18 protein-coding genes are annotated in these 15,490 nt (G+C 38.0%); 7 read left to right on the top strand and 11 right to left on the bottom strand.

Annotation, left to right across the window (positions count from 1 at the left end; all coding sequences use genetic code 11):
* Positions 1-4: 4 nt before the first annotated feature.
* Complete coding sequence (locus I5J82_RS03195; RefSeq protein WP_198768895.1) at positions 5-1,342, top strand: aspartate aminotransferase family protein; 1,338 nt, start codon at positions 5-7, stop codon at positions 1,340-1,342.
* Between the two features lie 43 nt (positions 1,343-1,385).
* Complete coding sequence (locus I5J82_RS03190; protein ID WP_198766628.1) at positions 1,386-2,828, top strand: sodium:solute symporter family protein; 1,443 nt, start codon at positions 1,386-1,388, stop codon at positions 2,826-2,828.
* A 124-nt stretch (positions 2,829-2,952) separates the two neighbouring features.
* Here the strand turns inward: I5J82_RS03190 and I5J82_RS03185 are convergent, their stop codons facing one another.
* The 3 genes from I5J82_RS03185 to I5J82_RS03175 form a co-directional block, all read right to left on the bottom strand.
* Complete coding sequence (locus tag I5J82_RS03185; RefSeq protein WP_198766627.1) at positions 2,953-3,234, bottom strand: hypothetical protein; 282 nt, start codon at positions 3,232-3,234, stop codon at positions 2,953-2,955.
* Between the two features lie 84 nt (positions 3,235-3,318).
* Positions 3,319-3,639, bottom strand: a complete 321-nt coding sequence (locus tag I5J82_RS03180) for a hypothetical protein (RefSeq protein WP_198766626.1) — start codon at positions 3,637-3,639, stop codon at positions 3,319-3,321.
* Positions 3,640-3,771: 132 nt separating this feature from the next.
* Positions 3,772-4,266: a competence protein ComK gene (locus I5J82_RS03175; protein ID WP_198766625.1), complete on the bottom strand. Its 495-nt coding sequence runs from the start codon at positions 4,264-4,266 to the stop codon at positions 3,772-3,774.
* A 271-nt stretch (positions 4,267-4,537) separates the two neighbouring features.
* On the opposite strand from I5J82_RS03175, the gene I5J82_RS03170 reads away from it, so the two are divergent.
* Positions 4,538-5,332, top strand: coding sequence for a cyanophycinase (locus I5J82_RS03170; RefSeq protein ID WP_198766624.1), 795 nt, complete (start codon positions 4,538-4,540; stop codon positions 5,330-5,332).
* Positions 5,333-5,347: 15 nt separating this feature from the next.
* A complete protein-coding gene (gene cphA, locus I5J82_RS03165) occupies positions 5,348-7,975 on the top strand; it encodes a cyanophycin synthetase (protein ID WP_198766623.1) in 2,628 nt (875 codons plus the stop codon).
* Positions 7,976-8,014: 39 nt separating this feature from the next.
* On the opposite strand, the gene I5J82_RS03160 is transcribed toward cphA, so the two are convergent.
* Together I5J82_RS03160 and I5J82_RS03155 are read right to left on the bottom strand one after the other, a co-directional pair.
* Positions 8,015-8,419, bottom strand: a complete 405-nt coding sequence (locus I5J82_RS03160) for a hypothetical protein (RefSeq protein WP_198766622.1) — start codon at positions 8,417-8,419, stop codon at positions 8,015-8,017.
* 129 nt (positions 8,420-8,548) lie between these two features.
* On the bottom strand, positions 8,549-8,707 hold the full coding sequence (locus I5J82_RS03155; protein WP_198766621.1) for a DUF3934 domain-containing protein: 159 nt from the start codon (positions 8,705-8,707) through the stop codon (positions 8,549-8,551).
* A 573-nt stretch (positions 8,708-9,280) separates the two neighbouring features.
* Here I5J82_RS03155 and I5J82_RS03150 point away from each other — a divergent pair.
* Positions 9,281-9,985 (top strand): nuclease-related domain-containing protein, encoded by a 705-nt coding sequence (locus I5J82_RS03150; protein ID WP_269819556.1) that lies wholly within the window; start codon positions 9,281-9,283, stop codon positions 9,983-9,985.
* On the opposite strand, the gene I5J82_RS03145 is transcribed toward I5J82_RS03150, so the two are convergent.
* From I5J82_RS03145 to I5J82_RS03125, 5 genes are all read right to left on the bottom strand, one after another.
* On the bottom strand, positions 9,978-10,331 hold the full coding sequence (locus tag I5J82_RS03145; RefSeq protein ID WP_233096394.1) for a hypothetical protein: 354 nt from the start codon (positions 10,329-10,331) through the stop codon (positions 9,978-9,980). The two genes, I5J82_RS03150 and I5J82_RS03145, sit on opposite strands and share 8 nt — an antisense overlap.
* A gap of 29 nt (positions 10,332-10,360) precedes the next feature.
* The gene (locus tag I5J82_RS03140; RefSeq protein WP_198766618.1) at positions 10,361-10,927 is read right to left on the bottom strand and encodes a GNAT family N-acetyltransferase; all 567 of its coding nucleotides are present in this window, start codon (positions 10,925-10,927) and stop codon (positions 10,361-10,363) included.
* A 19-nt stretch (positions 10,928-10,946) separates the two neighbouring features.
* Positions 10,947-11,795 carry a DUF1835 domain-containing protein gene (locus I5J82_RS03135; protein WP_198766617.1) on the bottom strand — a complete coding sequence of 283 codons (849 nt, stop codon included), beginning with the start codon at positions 11,793-11,795 and terminating at the stop codon, positions 10,947-10,949.
* 147 nt (positions 11,796-11,942) lie between these two features.
* Positions 11,943-12,428 carry a hypothetical protein gene (locus I5J82_RS03130; RefSeq protein WP_198766616.1) on the bottom strand — a complete coding sequence of 162 codons (486 nt, stop codon included), beginning with the start codon at positions 12,426-12,428 and terminating at the stop codon, positions 11,943-11,945.
* Positions 12,429-12,526: 98 nt separating this feature from the next.
* A complete protein-coding gene (locus tag I5J82_RS03125) occupies positions 12,527-13,276 on the bottom strand; it encodes a MerR family transcriptional regulator (protein WP_198766615.1) in 750 nt (249 codons plus the stop codon).
* A 92-nt stretch (positions 13,277-13,368) separates the two neighbouring features.
* On the opposite strand from I5J82_RS03125, the gene I5J82_RS03120 reads away from it, so the two are divergent.
* Entirely contained in the window at positions 13,369-14,055 is a 687-nt protein-coding gene (locus I5J82_RS03120) for a CPBP family intramembrane glutamic endopeptidase (RefSeq protein WP_198766614.1), read from the top strand.
* Positions 14,056-14,124: 69 nt separating this feature from the next.
* On the opposite strand, the gene I5J82_RS03115 is transcribed toward I5J82_RS03120, so the two are convergent.
* Positions 14,125-14,268: a hypothetical protein gene (locus tag I5J82_RS03115; protein WP_198766613.1), complete on the bottom strand. Its 144-nt coding sequence runs from the start codon at positions 14,266-14,268 to the stop codon at positions 14,125-14,127.
* Between the two features lie 178 nt (positions 14,269-14,446).
* Here I5J82_RS03115 and I5J82_RS03110 point away from each other — a divergent pair, with 178 nt between their 5' ends.
* The gene (locus I5J82_RS03110) at positions 14,447-15,433 is read left to right on the top strand and encodes a Gfo/Idh/MocA family protein (protein ID WP_198768894.1); all 987 of its coding nucleotides are present in this window, start codon (positions 14,447-14,449) and stop codon (positions 15,431-15,433) included.
* The last annotated feature ends 57 nt before the right edge of the window (positions 15,434-15,490 follow it).

Genomic DNA, 15,490 nt, shown 5'->3' with positions numbered 1-15,490 from the left:
GTCAATGAACAACTGGAGCAACCTTGTAACCGAAATGCCTAACCTTTTAGCGCCTAGTATGGCAAAAGATCATCCGAACCTACCCGTCGTAAAAGCAGAGGGCTGCTATTATTATGGATTGGATGGAAAGCAATATCTTGATTTCACTTCTGGAATCGCAACGGCAAATACCGGCCATCGTCATCCAAAAGTGGTACAAGCTATCAAAGATGGAGCAGATCACCTCATGCACGGGCCATCTGGAGTCATCATGTATGAATCCATCCTGAAACTTTCAAAGAAACTAGCTCATGTTCTACCAGGTAATTTGGATTGTTTCTTTTTTGCCAATAGCGGAACTGAAGCAATTGAAGGTGCTCTGAAACTCGCAAAGCATGTGACTAAAAGACCTTACGTAATTTCTTTTACCGGTTGCTTTCATGGTCGATCACTAGGCGCATTGAGCGTGACAACATCTAAAAGTAAATACCGTAAGTTTCTTCAGCCGAACGGTCTTGCTTATCAAGTTCCCTATGCAGATGTAAAAAGCGCTCCAAGTGGTGTAAATCCAGAAACGTACGTCATTGAAAAGCTTGAGAAAGATTTTGAAACACTATTCAACCATCAAGTAACACCTGAAGAAGTCGCCTGTATGATTGTAGAACCTGTTCTAGGCGAAGGAGGCTATATCGTCCCACCTAGTGGCTGGCTGAAGAAGATAAGAGAAGTTTGTGACAGACATGGTATTTTACTGATCTTTGATGAGGTTCAGACGGGTTTTGGAAGAACCGGAGAATGGTTTGCTGCCCAAACATTTGGAGTTACGCCAGATATCATGGCGATCGCAAAAGGAATTGCTTCAGGACTGCCACTAAGTGCAACAGTTGCTTCTAAAGAGCTTATGCAGCAATGGCCACTTGGCAGTCATGGTACAACTTTTGGTGGAAACCCGATCGCTTGTGAAGCGGCGCTCGCTACAATTGATGTCCTAACACAAGAAAAGCTCATTGAGAACTCCAAAAACATGGGGAATTATGCATGTGCAAAATTGAAAGAACTTCAGGAACGGACTCCGTTGATCGGCAGCATTCGTGCGGTAGGACTTATGATTGGGATTGAAATCATTGATCCTTTTACCGGTAAACCAGACGGTCAAGCACTCATGAACATTTTAGACAAGTGTTTAGAAAAAGGCGTTCTTTTTTATCTTTGTGGAAATCATGGTGAGGTTATCAGAATGATTCCTCCTCTCACAATCAATCAAGAACAAATCGATCAAGGTCTTGCTGTACTTGAAGAATCACTTGAAGAATATTTGGTTGAGGTCCATGCACAACTATCTGAAAACTATCAAAACGCATAAAGGTCATTGTTGAGGTATTACACTAAAAAGGAGGCTTTTTATTATGCAAGCTCTTGATACAGTTATTATTCTTTTATATTTTGCCGTATTGATCGGTGCTGGAATCATTGGTTCCACAAAAGCAAAGACTTCTGAAGATTTTACTCTTGCAGGACGCAACCTTGGCATGTTTATGTATCTTGGATGTTTGTCTGCCGTTATTTTAGGTGGTGCAGCTACGATTGGAACGACAAAGCTAGGATATCAGTTTGGAATCTCTGGAATCTGGTTTGTATCGATGATTGGTTTAGGCATTATTCTTTTAGGTACTATATTTATTAAAAAGATCGATTCACTAAAAGTTACAACGATCAGTGAATTGTTAGGAAAACGATACAAATCTGAAACACGTCTTTTAAGTGCCATCGTGGCTTCTATCTACACTTTAATGATTGCAGTGACCCAAGTGATCGGGATGGGAACAATCATTAATGTGCTGTTAGGCTGGAGCTTAACGACTTCCATGTTAGTTGGAGGAGGAATCGTCCTCTTCTACACAATCCTTGGCGGAATGTGGAGTGTGACGGTCACGGATATTATTCAATTCATCGTAATGACGGTCGGTATCTTCTTCATAATGGTACCTATGAGTCTATCTAAAGTGGATGGTTTAGGAAATCTAGTAACAAAACTGCCCCAATCTCACTTAGATTTCACAGGTATCGGTTATCAGCAGATCTTCCAATATTTCTTGTTGTTTGCGCTTGGTATGGTCGTATCACAAGACATCTGGCAACGTGTTTTCACAGCTAAATCTAGTAAGATTGCTAGAAACGGCTCGATTTTTGCAGGGGTTTATAGCTTTGCTTACGCGATTGCGGGAAGCATTATCGGTATGTGCGCATTTCTAGTACTGCCTGCACTGGATAATCCGCAGAACACATTTGCAGAGATGGCCCTAACCATTCTGCCTACTGGAATTTTAGGACTTGTACTTGCAAGTGTTTGTTCAGCACTTATGTCAACCGCATCTGGTTCGTTACTTGCATCTTCTACTTTAATAACCAACGATATCCTAAAACAGTATTTCTTAAAATCTCCTACTGACAAACAAATGATTAGAGCATCAAGGATCACTACACTTGTTATCGGTTTAATTGCCATTAGCTTTTCAATATGGATTCAAGATGTACTTGTTGCACTTGATGTGGCATATGCGATTCTATCGGGGGCGATCTTCATCCCACTTGTAATGACATTCTTTTGGAAACGTGCGACTCCTAATTCAGGATTTTATGCTATATTAATTTCTTCTGTTGTTGTATTAGCAGGATTGTTTATTGAAGGACTTACAGCAACAAATCCAATCCTTTATGGAATGTCTGCTGGATTAGTTAGTATAGTGGGTATTTCCTTATTCACAGCACCAATCTCTACTGAATTTGATACACCATTTGATGAGGATGTAGCACTTGAAGATCTAGAAGAAGGAAGAAAACAAGCTTAAACATAGAAAAAGACCTTCCCCCTCTGGAAGGTCTTTTTGATTTATTCAATGCATTCTACAGTGCATTCATAAACATAATTTAGAAAGCTGTTTTTCCACAGTAATAATTATGGAAAAACAACTTTTATTTTTCACCGATACCAAACGATAATAACAGAAGACCCAATATGGAGATCAAAGCCATGAACAAAATAAAAAATAGTCCAAAAAACTTAGCTTTTCCGGCTTCTTTTTTTACAATAGCTACAACACTTAAAATCACACCGATAAAATACAACATGATTCCACTAAAGAGAAAGATTGCAACCTGTTGAGCTACATCATCTCGAACGATGAAGGGCCAGCCAGCAAGAAGAATTCCCGCTATGCAAAACCATAATGATAAACGACCAAAACGCAGATTCAATTTCTTGCCACACTCCTGTTTACATTCTTCTATTAACATTCATTATCCATTGTTGCCATTTTCACATCAAAAATCAACTATCTACTAGATAAAATAATCTTTGTAATAAACGAATACGGAGATTAAAGAAACAAGTGTATAAATAATAGCTGTATAATAAGCATAACTCGGTTTAAACATAGCTTTTTCTTCTTCAATTTTTATGCCTGTCATAGCTTGAGCCTGCATACGGACCATGTTAGATGAAAGTCCACCCTTTGAAGTAAAGAAACGAATAGTAACAGCAAAAATTAATCCAATAAATAATGAGATCTCAATAAACGATACTCCTATAAAAATTGAAACTACATAATTAACGACTAACATTAAAAGTATGGTTCCGAGACAACTTATAATCTGCTTCATAACATCTCCTCCTCGAAATGTTTATACGAACTATAAGGAATAAAGTTCCAGTTGGGTAAAAAATATTAAATAAAAACACGCCCGAACAAATTTGCATCGGGCGTTTTATTATTTCCTATTATTCTACTTTTATTAATATCTCATTATTCGTTCACTTACTCGTTCACTAAGGATATATCTATATTGTGCGGTTCGGAACAATTTTGCCTCTAATGCGTATTTAGATTGGGGTAATATTAGATTTGCGGTGTTTTTAAAGTGGACACTGCACGTATCAGAATCTATAGAATCTATCCGTTGAACATGCGATTGGGATAACCATATGCACGTTTCATTCTTAGGAGATTCTACAGGAAAAAAGAAAATGCCTAGTTCGAGGTTAATCATGATTGGGGATAGACTCACATAGCCCATTGACCGACGAACAGCTTCACGCCTGCCTTCATAGCTAGATCCGAAAAATAAACAGCTCTCGTTAATAATTTTGATCGGACTGAGTGCAACTCTTTCGTTTTTTTCAGTTTCTAAAATCTCCGTTTGAACTTCTCCATATTCGTTATAAAACGGTAGGAGTGCCATTGTACTTGTATTAATTTCGTAGGATCGAAGAAGTATTGTTTTTTCCATTTATACATCCTCCCTTTATTTAGTTAATAAACCCATAACTCCTCCCTTGTAAAAAATAGAAAGTAAAATACTCCCAATAGGTAAATTATACTAATTATTCTGACAAGAATCTATAAGATTTTACAAAAATTTTAACTATTTAAATAATTAGTAAAATAATTCCTCAAATAGGTTTGAATACTAGCGAATCGTGGAATACATAACAGGGCGAAACGGACGAATTTTTCGACCTATTTTTCCAACTACTTAATGAATAAGAGGCTGATGAAAGATGGCAAAAGGTGATCTATTGATCATTGGTGGCAATGAGGATAAAAGTGAAAAAAAAATAATCTTATCCAGATTCTCTGCTCTATGTAAAAATCGTCAGGGACCAATTGGAATCCTGACAACAGCATCCGGCTATCCGGAAGAAGTAGGCAGTGAATATTATCAACTGTTCCAAACATTGCATGGTACAAAGCCACTGCTTTTCCATTTAGATTCCCGTGAAAAAGCGGAAGACCCTGAATTACCCGAACAGCTTTCTTCTCTGTCTGGTCTTTTCATGACAGGCGGCGACCAGTTAAGACTAACAAGCATTTTAGGTGGAACATCCTTTTATAAACACCTCTTTCGAGAATGGAAAGACGGTTTAATCATCGGTGGAACGAGTGCCGGTGCTGCTGTTATGAGCAGATTGATGATTATCTCGTCAAAACTGTTTGAAAAAGAAGATGTTTCTGTACTTGAGTTAGGTTCAGGCTTTGGATTTTTAGAAGACGTAATTATTGATCAGCACTTTTCTCAGCGTGACAGGTTTAGTCGCCTTATGCGAGCTATCGCGTTAAATCCTCAGATCATTGGCATCGGTATCGATGAAAACACAGCAATCTGGGTTCATAACGACGGAAAGCAGTTTGAGGTTATTGGTGAATATAACGTTAGCATATTCGATGGCAAAACATCGACCTATGTAGACATCGCTGAGAATAAAGGAAATATGACAATTTCCGATATCCGCTTCCACACACTTGGAGCGGGTGCTGTTTTTGACTTATACAAACGAGAATTAATCATCACTTAAGGAGAGAACGTCTTAATGAAAATCAACCGCGTCAATTACTTAACGGGACCGAACCTTTATAGCTTTAAACCTACTATATGGATTGAGCTTGATATTGAAGAATTTGAGGAAAAACCATCTAACACTTTACTAGGGTTTACAGAAACATTATTAAAAGTCATCCCTTCCCTTCACACACATACTTGTTCGAGGGGGTATGCTGGCGGATTTGTAGAACGCCTACATGAAGGAACTTGGATTGGACATATCTTAGAGCATATTGCACTTGAAATTCAGCACCTTGCTGGTATTTCAGTCAAACGAGGCAAAACGATTACAAGCGAACGAAAAGGAATTTACTTTGTAACTTATGATTATGCAGAACCGAAATCAGGCTTCTACGCATTCGAAGCGGCACTCGAAATTGTAACCGCTATCTTAGCCGGAAACGAAATAAGCGCTGATCCGTATATCTCGCACACCTCTGACCTGTATCATTTACATAAACTAGGTCCGAGTACGGAAGCTATCTATGAAGCTGCAAGAAAACGTAAGATTCCAGTAGAACGTATTGGAACGAATAGCTATTTAAGAATTGGGACGGGTAAGAAACAAAAATCCGTTCAAGCGACCATTTCTTCCCAAACCTCATATTTGGCAGTAGAAAATTCTTGTGATAAAGACATGACCAAAACATTAGTAAAAGGTGCTGGTCTCCCTGTTCCTAATGGTGATGTTGTTTCCAATGAATATGAATTGCTTCAGTCAGCTGAGAATATTGGTTACCCGCTTGTAATCAAACCACTTAACGGCAGACAGGGACAGAACATTATTACAAATATTCAAAATGACACTGACTTAATCGCTGCCTTTCGCTGCGTATACAGTGAAGGGACTTCATATATTCTCGAGCGATATTATGCAGGAAATGATTACCGTTTATTCGTAGTGAATAACGAGCTAGTTGCAGCAAGTCTTCGTCTTCCGCCATTTGTAATCGGTGACGGCTATAAGACGATAGCTGAACTCATTGATGAAGAAAACTTAAATCCATTACGTGGTGATGGTCATGAAAAAGCGATGAGCAAGATTCCTTTAGATGAACGTACGGTCGTTCATCTTGAAAAGAGCGGCTACTCTCTTCAATCTGTATTAAACAAGGGAGAATCTGTAGAAGTGTTAGGTAACGCAAACCTGTCTACAGGCGGTTCGGCAATCGATGTTACAGACGAAGTTCACCCTGATTATCGACACATGGCTGTTGAAGCTGCAGCTGCAGTGGGTCTTGATATTGCAGGAATTGATATTTTGTCACCGGATGTAACGGTTCCTTTTATTGAAGGTGAAGCTGCCATTCTAGAAGTAAATGCAGCTCCTGGCATACGTATGCACCTCCATCCTTCACAAGGGAAAAGCAGAGATGCAGGTGGAGCTATCGTCGACTATCTTTTTGCTTCTCGTGAAGAAGCTGCGGTTCCCATTGTTGCAGTAACTGGCACAAACGGAAAAACCACAACCACTCGTCTCGTTTCACACCTTTTACAGAAGGAAAACATAACGGTTGGATTTACATGCTCCGATGGTGTCTGGGTTGGAGATCAGCAACTTGACGCTGGTGATTGCAGCGGACCAAGAAGTGCGCGCAAAGTACTGGCTCATCCTTCAGTTGATATCGCCGTGTTAGAGACTGCTCGCGGTGGAATGTTACGTGAAGGCCTTGCATTTCGATATTGTGACGTTGGAATCGTAACAAACGTTAGTGAAGATCATCTTGGGTTGAATGGCGTAGAAACATTGGAAGATTTGAAAAAACTAAAGCAAACGGTTGCTGAAGTTGTTCTTCCTCAAGGCACATGTGTATTGAACGCTGATGATTCAAGATGTGTGGATATGGCAAATCATACGAATGGTGAAGTGATTTTCTTCTCCCTATCAGTATTGAACCCTGTTATTCAAGATCAGCTGAAGCAAGGTCTGAAAGTCTGGTATTTAGAAGATGATTGGGTTGTATTCAGCGAAAACGGTAAGGCAGAAAGATTTCTTCCTGTATCCCATATTCCTATTACGATTAATGGTGCTGCCCGACACAACATTGCAAATGTTCTAGGCGCTCTTGCAGCAGCTCATTCATTAGGAAGACCTTTGTCAGAGTTAAGAAGTAAAGTGATTACTTTCCTTTCAACGGAGAATCAAAATAGAGGTCGCTTTAATGTATTAAATATACATGATCGTACGATTGTAGTGGATTATGCTCACAATCCTGCTGGTCTGAAGGCACTTTTTGAAACTGTGGACCATTTGAAGAGTGGACGAGTAATAACGGTTGGCTCTGCAGCTGGTGACAGAAAGGATCAAACGATTCAAGAGATGGGTCGAATCTTTGGAGCGCATTCTGATATTTTTATCATTAAAGAAGATGTGAACCTAAGGGGACGGATTCCAGGTGAAACCGTTCATCACCTCTATATGGGTGTAAAAGAAGCAGAAGGCATTACATCCGTTTCTGTCTATCCTAAGGAAGCGGAAGCCTTGATCCAAGCATGGGAATGCTCCGAGCCTGGCGATACACTAGTCTTCCTCTATGACGAATATACGTCCATTCAAGGTATCTTGCAGAAAATTAGAAATTCGAAAGCTGTCGGCGTGCTACAGAAAGCAGAATAAGAAAAGCAGTTCCCTTTATTGGGAGCTGCTTTTTAACATTTATGTTTTAAGTGTTTTAACAATAATCGCTTGTGAGGCACTCTTAATCAAGCACCCTTCCAAATCTTCTTCACTTAATAAGCCGAGCATGATCGCAGACTTTACTTTTTCTTCATCCGGCTTTGGTACATGATGAATGAGATCTGTCATATTTAACTCAGTAAGTCGGTTCACTGTCTTTTCTTCGTGAAGCTTTTCTGATTTTCGGATCTGCCGCTGTAGCTTGTAATTGTTTACAGTTACTTCGCCTTTCTCATTTTGGCCAACTAAATGATCAAAATAAATATGAAACACTTTTTTTAGTTCGTCTAATTCTTTCTCTAGCTCTTTTTTCTTCTCATTAAGTTTATTGTATTTTATGATCAAGTCTTCTGATATAGTGTAGTTCGTTTTTTGCGTAGCCAAAGCTCGTCCCTCCCATTTACCAATGAATAGTTCATCTTATGGGAGATTTGAGTGATTTATTCCAAAATTAAAACCACCAAACAATGTAAGTCAGGTGGCTCATTCACAGCTTATGGCTGTCCCATTTATTTAGTTGTTATCTGTATCACTTTCGTTATCCGGTTTATTCTTTCCTTTACTCACATAAGGTTTTGGACCTTTTTTCTTGCTGCTGGCTTTCCAGCGGTTCCATCCCTTTTTTCCTGTTCCTTGACCAACGCCGCTTTTCTTGCCTTTTGCTTTACTCATCTTATCACTCCATGACCGTTCTTGTGCTCTATTTCAAGCAGTAATTTGAATTATACTACATTAGCGGCGGTGGGGATAGTTCCATAAACAGTAGTAGCACCTCGGGATAATAAAATTATGTGATGTATGCCATTTTTTATGTGATAATACCCATTTTTTATGTGATGAGTGCCGATTTTTATGTAATTTTCCTAAGAAATTATTTGATTCTTGATATTTTGTGCTTCGGTTATTCAGAAAATGCTTTTTTGTAGCACCAGATCATGCATCCTATATTAAGTCCATAAGTTGAAAGGAGGTCTTTCTATAAAAAAACAACCGCTTATCCCCTACGTCATTCAAAAACTCGGTGCAGTCATTAACAGATTGCAAAGCTGTCATCCAGAACGTTCGAAATTGGAAGGAAATCTGGCAAAATATATTGCTGGGCATAACGGTGAAAAGTCCCTACAGTAATTTTTATCGATATCTGCCAAAACAAGAGACCGATATTATCCATAACATTCGAATTAAGCACATGGAATTCTTCTTTCAGATTGATACACTTATTATAACTTCTTTAAATTTATAATTTTGTTAGAGATAAAAAACTATACAGGAGATTTGTTCTTTGATGATAAATATGGACAACTCATTCGGACTTCTAGTAAAGGAAGAGAAATATTCGAAGACCCTATTCAACAAGTAAAAAGACAATCTTTCCATTTAACTCAGGTGCTAGAACAGCACAAGATCCCCAGGATCCCCATTGAAACGTTAGTTGTTATTACTAATCCACGAACTTTTGTTGATAGTTCAGACACATATAAAAATGCATTAAAGTTAGTAATTAAAAGCCCGATGTTACTTAGTAAGTATGAAGAATTCAATGCTCAATATAAAAAGAATGTGCTTTTGATGAAAGAAAGGAAAAAGATCAAAAGATTATTGATGAAGTTAAACGAACCATATAATCCCGATATCCTAAGCTATTATGGAATTGATAAAAGTGAGTTGATAACAGGGGTGCTTTGCTCCAAATGTAACACACAAATGAATCGGATAACTGCTAACTGGGAGTGCGCAGCCTGTTTTCACACCTCTAAGACTGCGCATATTCAAACACTGAGCGATTACGCTCTTATCATTTCAACGGATATAACAAATAAAGAATGTAAAGATTTTTTACATTTATCAACAAGTATGCAAGCTTACTACCTGCTCAACTCACTAAATCTTCCACACACTGGAACATCCCGCAGGACTAGAACCTATCAGCTAGACTCCCTCATCACTTAATCTGCGTTTTTAACTTTTCAGCATCTTCCCTACTCAGCTTCCCGTACTTATGCTCATTTAAATTCGAGATATCCGCATCCATATCGTTATGAAACCAAATTTTATATTCTTCCAACCTCTCAGGCATGTTCGGATCATACAGATAGAAAAGGGTTAACTTCAAATCTTCTTTTCTCGCCATCTTCACTTTTGCGTTTTCCCAATTTACTCTTTCTAATTGTGCACCAATCGATTTCACCTGATTCACATCTGTTATTATTCCACCATTGCCTGTTCGCATCTCACTTATTTGATAATCAACACGGATCAGCTTTTCATTCTCGTTGCAGCCAGCTAAACTCATCATGAGTAAAAGCACAACTAGCCTTATCTTCATCAATCAGCAGGATTGATGATAGCCATCTGTTGATGATCTTCCCACTTTCCATTTATCTTTACATTTTTACGTGCTAGTCCTTCTCTCTCAAAACCAGCTTTTTCTAACACTCGAATAGAAGCAATATTGTGTGGCATTACACCAGCTTCCACTCTATGGAGGTTTATCTCTTCAAATGCGTATTTTACAATTAAACGTACAGCTTCTGTCGTATACCCTTTTCCATTATGCTTTTCATCTAAAAAATAGCCGACGAATGCGCTTTGAATAGATCCACGCATGACCGCGAATAAATTAACCGTCCCAATAAGTATCTCTTCGTCTTTTGTAAAAATACCAAAATAGTAATCTAGATCTTGTTTTGCATTCTCTACTAACATTTGAATTCGTTTTTGCTGATTTTCAAGGGAGTAAAAATCATCGCTGCGTTCCATAGCAAACTGACTAAAGAACTCACGGTTCTCCAATTGAAGATTCACCATATCCTCTGCATCCTCAACGGTCAATAACCTTATAAAAATATTGTCACCTGTTAATTTCACATGCGTTTCCACACTTTGATTCATCAACTATTCTCTCCGTTTCTTATGTAAGATCCTTTTTGGCAAGCTTCACTGTTAGTTTTCTCATCTTGCCTAGTGTTCCTTCATATTCAAAAATTCCTTGCTCGATCAAATAATGAATTCGGTTAAAGATAAACGCATCAGCCACATATTGTTCAAAATGGCAGATTATATCACCGACGAGACGTGAGCAATCCTTATAGTCTTCTCCATACTTCCACTCCAAACGTCTTGCGGAATGAATGATGAACGCATCTAAATGATCAACACTTACGCTTTTTATTGACTTGTCTTCCCAAAGTCTTAAGACTTCTTCTGATGCACTCAAAGTCTTCCATTCTTCAACAAATTTTTTCTTACCTTCCAGTGAGATAAGATCGTAACTATCCGTTTTCTCTAAAATGATCTTGAGATGATCGGGAGAAACTTCATTCGTGTGTAGTGAAGTATAGAAGACATCAGGAGGTTTGCAATATCTGTTAAAACATTCATTGGTATTAACCACAAAGATCTTGTTTTCTCGATCTTCGAGTAACTTCATCACAAATCTCAAACCCGTTTGTTCAGGCGCATTGTCAGCTGTCCAGATTGTAATTGGCACGTCTTTAGGAATATCACCAATTTCCTGAAGCGCTTGCCTAAAACTAGATTCATAATCGTTCGAATAATATTCTGCCATATCACCAATTGCCAAATTGTCTTTGAACCATTGAATCCGGCCAACTGATCCCTTTTCAGTTTCCAGTTCATGAATAGGTCCTATCGCAAAAGAATCAGGAAATTCAATTACATGTTCCTGGCGTTTTTCCTTACTTAGCAACCATTTCATCGCGCCAGCCGAAGATTCTCCAAACATTATATGAACGTTCATCAGTACAGCCCCTTAACTTAACCTTACCTTACAATCCATCAAGACCACCCTACACATTCTCTAGTCTACCTGTAATACCCTTTTTATTCCCCAAAATTTATTACAGAATTAAAAAAGAGCTGAGTATGTTCAGCTCCTCAAACCCAATTATTTTAAATCTGTTTCTTCTAATGTAAAGTTGTTGTCTTCCGCAAACTTCTCTAATTCATTCTGACTTTTTTCGCTCATTTTCTCTGCTTCCTCAAGCATTGTATACGACTTTTCATCTAATTCTACATCTTGTTTTTCTATTGCAGTTAAACTTAATTTCATTGCTTCTGCTCTAGTCTTTATATTTTTCACAAAAAGATCTTGTGATTTCTTTAAATCGTCTAATTCATTCAAGCTTATTCCTTCAGCTTCTTTTGCCAATGCCTCATAATCAGCAATTGTGGTCTCTAGTTCTTCTTTCGCAGTAGGGTCTTGTAACATTTTTTCAAAGTCAGTTTCCACTTGTTTAGATAATTCCATATCTTTTTTTATAAGTTTATTGCGATCATCCAAATACGCATTAAAATCATCTTCAATCAGCATGTTACAACCGCCTAAAACCATTACACTTAAAGCTACTACCATTACCAATAACTTTTTCATATTTTCTTTCACCTCATGGATAATTTTGGAGTCTATTTCTTGATACCCCAATCTTATAAGGTGCTAAACCAAAGTTTTACATTTTTATAAAACTTTGGTCACGGATTAATAGTTTGATAACTTGAAATCGATCTCTCCAAGAATTCCAAGACTTCGTTGCTAATAGGATATAAATTCAATGAGCGTGAGGAAGTTTCAGATTTTCGAGCGTTCCAAAATTTTTCCTCTAATTCGGTGTCTCCTTGAAACATTTCATGAGACAAGAGTAATACATCTGAAGCAATTAAAAGACCTTCTTCTGACGTTGGTTCATTTTTATTTTTCAAACAGATCTCTATTCTTTTTATAAGGTTCACCCATTTCGCAGTACTTACATCCTCAAGCTTTGGTAAAGAGGTTTGAAGCGTCTGTCTCTCGTTTTCAGAAAAGAACTTCTCCCAGGCTTGATCCTTTTCAGAAATCTTAGTATCTTCATTTGCTTGAACGAGAGAAAGGATAAGCTTCCAATCCAACTCTCCCTCAAGCTCTAAAATATGTAAGAGTGTGTTTATTTTTTCAACCGCAGAATGATATTGATCTAGCTGAACTTGAACATCTTTCTTTTGTACGATAAGTATATCTTTTATTGTCACTTCTCCTATTATTTTTTTAATTTCTGTTAAGGGTAAGGATAAGGATTTCAAAAGAGTAATCTTCTCTAATTTATGTAGATCTTCTTTCGTATACATTCTTGTACCACTATCACTCTTAATACTCGGTAAAAGCAATCCAATTTGGTCGTAATATCGCAGTGTTCTTACCGAAACGCCATATTGTTTCGAAACCTCTCCTGTTGAAAATAAACTCATATTTATTAATTCTCCTTTTTCTCTTGCAGGTTACGTTACGTCACCACTTACAATTAACATATTATAACAAGTTAATCAGGAGGAACAATACGATGAAAGTTACTACAGAGAGAAAATGGAATGGACGTGAACTTATATTATTGTTGAGTCTTTGTTTAGTTGGCGTACCCATTCTATTGGAGAATGTACTTTATGATCAGTTGCTACAATGGCTGGATAGCACCTTGTACGCGGGAACTTTAACTGGTTTCTGCATGGCGATCGTATTTACTTTAGGTGTTTATTGGATCGCGTTAAAACCAAATAAGTTAGGATGGCGAGCAGTCGGTATTGCCCCCCTCACAAAAAACATGTGGCGTACAATGGTTCTATGGACAATACTATTAATTTTAATTAGTCTCGTAATTATTGTCGTGATGGATGTCCTCTCGATAGGAACAAGTAATGACAAGACAGAGAGTTTAAAGACTGATCTTACACCTTTTACGTTTATGATCGGTTTTGTATCGGCTGCAGTTGTTTCCCCTATTTATGAGGAGATCTTTTATCGTGGATTTTTATATACTTGGTTCAGACGATGGGGTGTCAGAAAAGCCATGATATTAAGTTCGTTCATTTTCATGATTGTGCACATACCAACATATAACACGTTGCCGGTAAACTTTGCATCAGGTCTAGTCTTTTGCTGGGTATATGAAAAGACAGGTTCCATTATTCCAGCGATTATAATTCATGGAGTTGTGAACGGAATCGGAATCTCTTTATCAGTTTTAGGGTGATTCCCAAAAAACTACACAAAAAAAGCGAAGATCCCCTAAGGTCTTCGCTTTCTTCATATATAGCGTCTTTTATTTCGGATTCAAAGGCGTTAGTTCAAATTCTGGCTTGCGCTTTTCTTGTTCGGATACTGACTGTTCTTTAAGCACGTATCGTGATACTGGCAAATCCAAAGGCTTTATTGTTTGCTGGTTATGATTGGTCATAGTAAGCATAACTCATCCCTCCTTACCAGGTTTTAACTTCTATTTACCCCCGATGTTATAGTAAGAAACCTTTTTCTACAAAAATAGTGCGACAGTCCTCATTATTTGTCTAAATCATGACTATAGGAGTAGAATACATACTATGAAAAGCAACAGATACTGCTTATTGATTGCGAAAGGATGAATAATCTTGAAATTTGGAGTTATTGGAACGAATTGGATTACAGAAAGCTTTATTGCTGCTGCTAAAGAGGTTAATGGTTTTTCATTGAGTGCAGTCTATTCGCGTACAGAAGAAACAGCGAAAGAATTTGCCGAAAAAAATGGTGCTGAACATACGTTTACAGATTTAGAAAAGATGGGCACAAGTGATGTGATTGATGCAGTTTATATTGCGAGCCCAAACTCTTTCCATGCAGAGTATGCTATCACACTCATGAACCATGGCAAGCATGTTATCTGTGAAAAACCTATGGCATCCAATGCACGGGAAGTTGAAAGAATGATTGCTGTCGCAAAAGAAAACAACGTGTTGCTTATGGAAGCTATGCGTTCAACTGTGACACCGAACTTTAAAAGCATTCAAGAGAACCTACATAAAATCGGTACGGTCCGTCGATATTTTGCGAACTCCTGTCAGTATTCCTCCCGCTACGATAAATATAAGGAAGGCACGATACTAAACGCATTCAAACCAGAATTTTCTAACGGCTCAATGATGGATATAGGCATCTACTGTTTGTACCCGATGGTCGTTCTTTTCGGAGAACCTGAAGATATTAAAGCAAACGCCTATTTACTTGAGTCTGGCGTCGATGGAGAAGGCAGCATCCTTTTAAACTACGGTGACAAAGAAGCAGTAGTCATGTATTCAAAGATCACTAATTCTTATGTACCATCTGAGATTCAAGGTGAAAATGGAAGTATCCTTATTGATCACATTCAGGACATGACCAAGATTGAAATTCGTTATCGTGATGGTCGTACGGAGAATATCACAGTTAAGCAAGATAAACCGAAGATGTATTACGAAGCAAAAGAATTTATCGAGTTGATTGAACGTGGTGAACTTGAATCTAAAGTAAACTCACATGCAAACTCACTCGCTGTAATGAAAATTATGGATGAGGCTAGAAGACAGGTTGGTTTGGTTTACCCGGCTGACCTTATATAGCATTTCCTATTTAGCTCAAGGGATCAGTATTAAACTCCCCTACTTATTCTTTTATTG

This window comes from Fictibacillus halophilus (assembly GCF_016401385.1).
Classification (GTDB): Bacteria; Bacillota; Bacilli; order Bacillales; family Fictibacillaceae; genus Fictibacillus; species Fictibacillus halophilus.
The sequence above is the reverse complement of the archived record's forward strand: the minus strand, read 5'-3'. Positions and strand labels throughout refer to the sequence as shown.

Bases quoted from the DNA above. Each gene is read 5' to 3' on its own strand.
- I5J82_RS03195 (WP_198768895.1), top strand. From the start codon at position 5: ATGAACAACTGGAGCAACCTTGTAACCGAAATGCCTAACCTTTTAGCG.
- I5J82_RS03190 (WP_198766628.1), top strand. From the start codon at position 1,386: ATGCAAGCTCTTGATACAGTTATTATTCTTTTATATTTTGCCGTATTG.
- I5J82_RS03180 (WP_198766626.1), bottom strand. From the start codon at position 3,639: ATGAAGCAGATTATAAGTTGTCTCGGAACCATACTTTTAATGTTAGTC.
- I5J82_RS03175 (WP_198766625.1), bottom strand. From the start codon at position 4,266: ATGGAAAAAACAATACTTCTTCGATCCTACGAAATTAATACAAGTACA.
- I5J82_RS03170 (WP_198766624.1), top strand. From the start codon at position 4,538: ATGGCAAAAGGTGATCTATTGATCATTGGTGGCAATGAGGATAAAAGT.
- cphA (WP_198766623.1), top strand. From the start codon at position 5,348: ATGAAAATCAACCGCGTCAATTACTTAACGGGACCGAACCTTTATAGC.
- I5J82_RS03155 (WP_198766621.1), bottom strand. From the start codon at position 8,707: ATGAGTAAAGCAAAAGGCAAGAAAAGCGGCGTTGGTCAAGGAACAGGA.
- I5J82_RS03145 (WP_233096394.1), bottom strand. From the start codon at position 10,331: ATGATGAGTTTAGCTGGCTGCAACGAGAATGAAAAGCTGATCCGTGTT.
- I5J82_RS03140 (WP_198766618.1), bottom strand. From the start codon at position 10,927: ATGAATCAAAGTGTGGAAACGCATGTGAAATTAACAGGTGACAATATT.
- I5J82_RS03135 (WP_198766617.1), bottom strand. From the start codon at position 11,795: ATGAACGTTCATATAATGTTTGGAGAATCTTCGGCTGGCGCGATGAAA.
- I5J82_RS03130 (WP_198766616.1), bottom strand. From the start codon at position 12,428: ATGAAAAAGTTATTGGTAATGGTAGTAGCTTTAAGTGTAATGGTTTTA.
- I5J82_RS03125 (WP_198766615.1), bottom strand. From the start codon at position 13,276: ATGAGTTTATTTTCAACAGGAGAGGTTTCGAAACAATATGGCGTTTCG.
- I5J82_RS03120 (WP_198766614.1), top strand. From the start codon at position 13,369: ATGAAAGTTACTACAGAGAGAAAATGGAATGGACGTGAACTTATATTA.
- I5J82_RS03115 (WP_198766613.1), bottom strand. From the start codon at position 14,268: ATGCTTACTATGACCAATCATAACCAGCAAACAATAAAGCCTTTGGAT.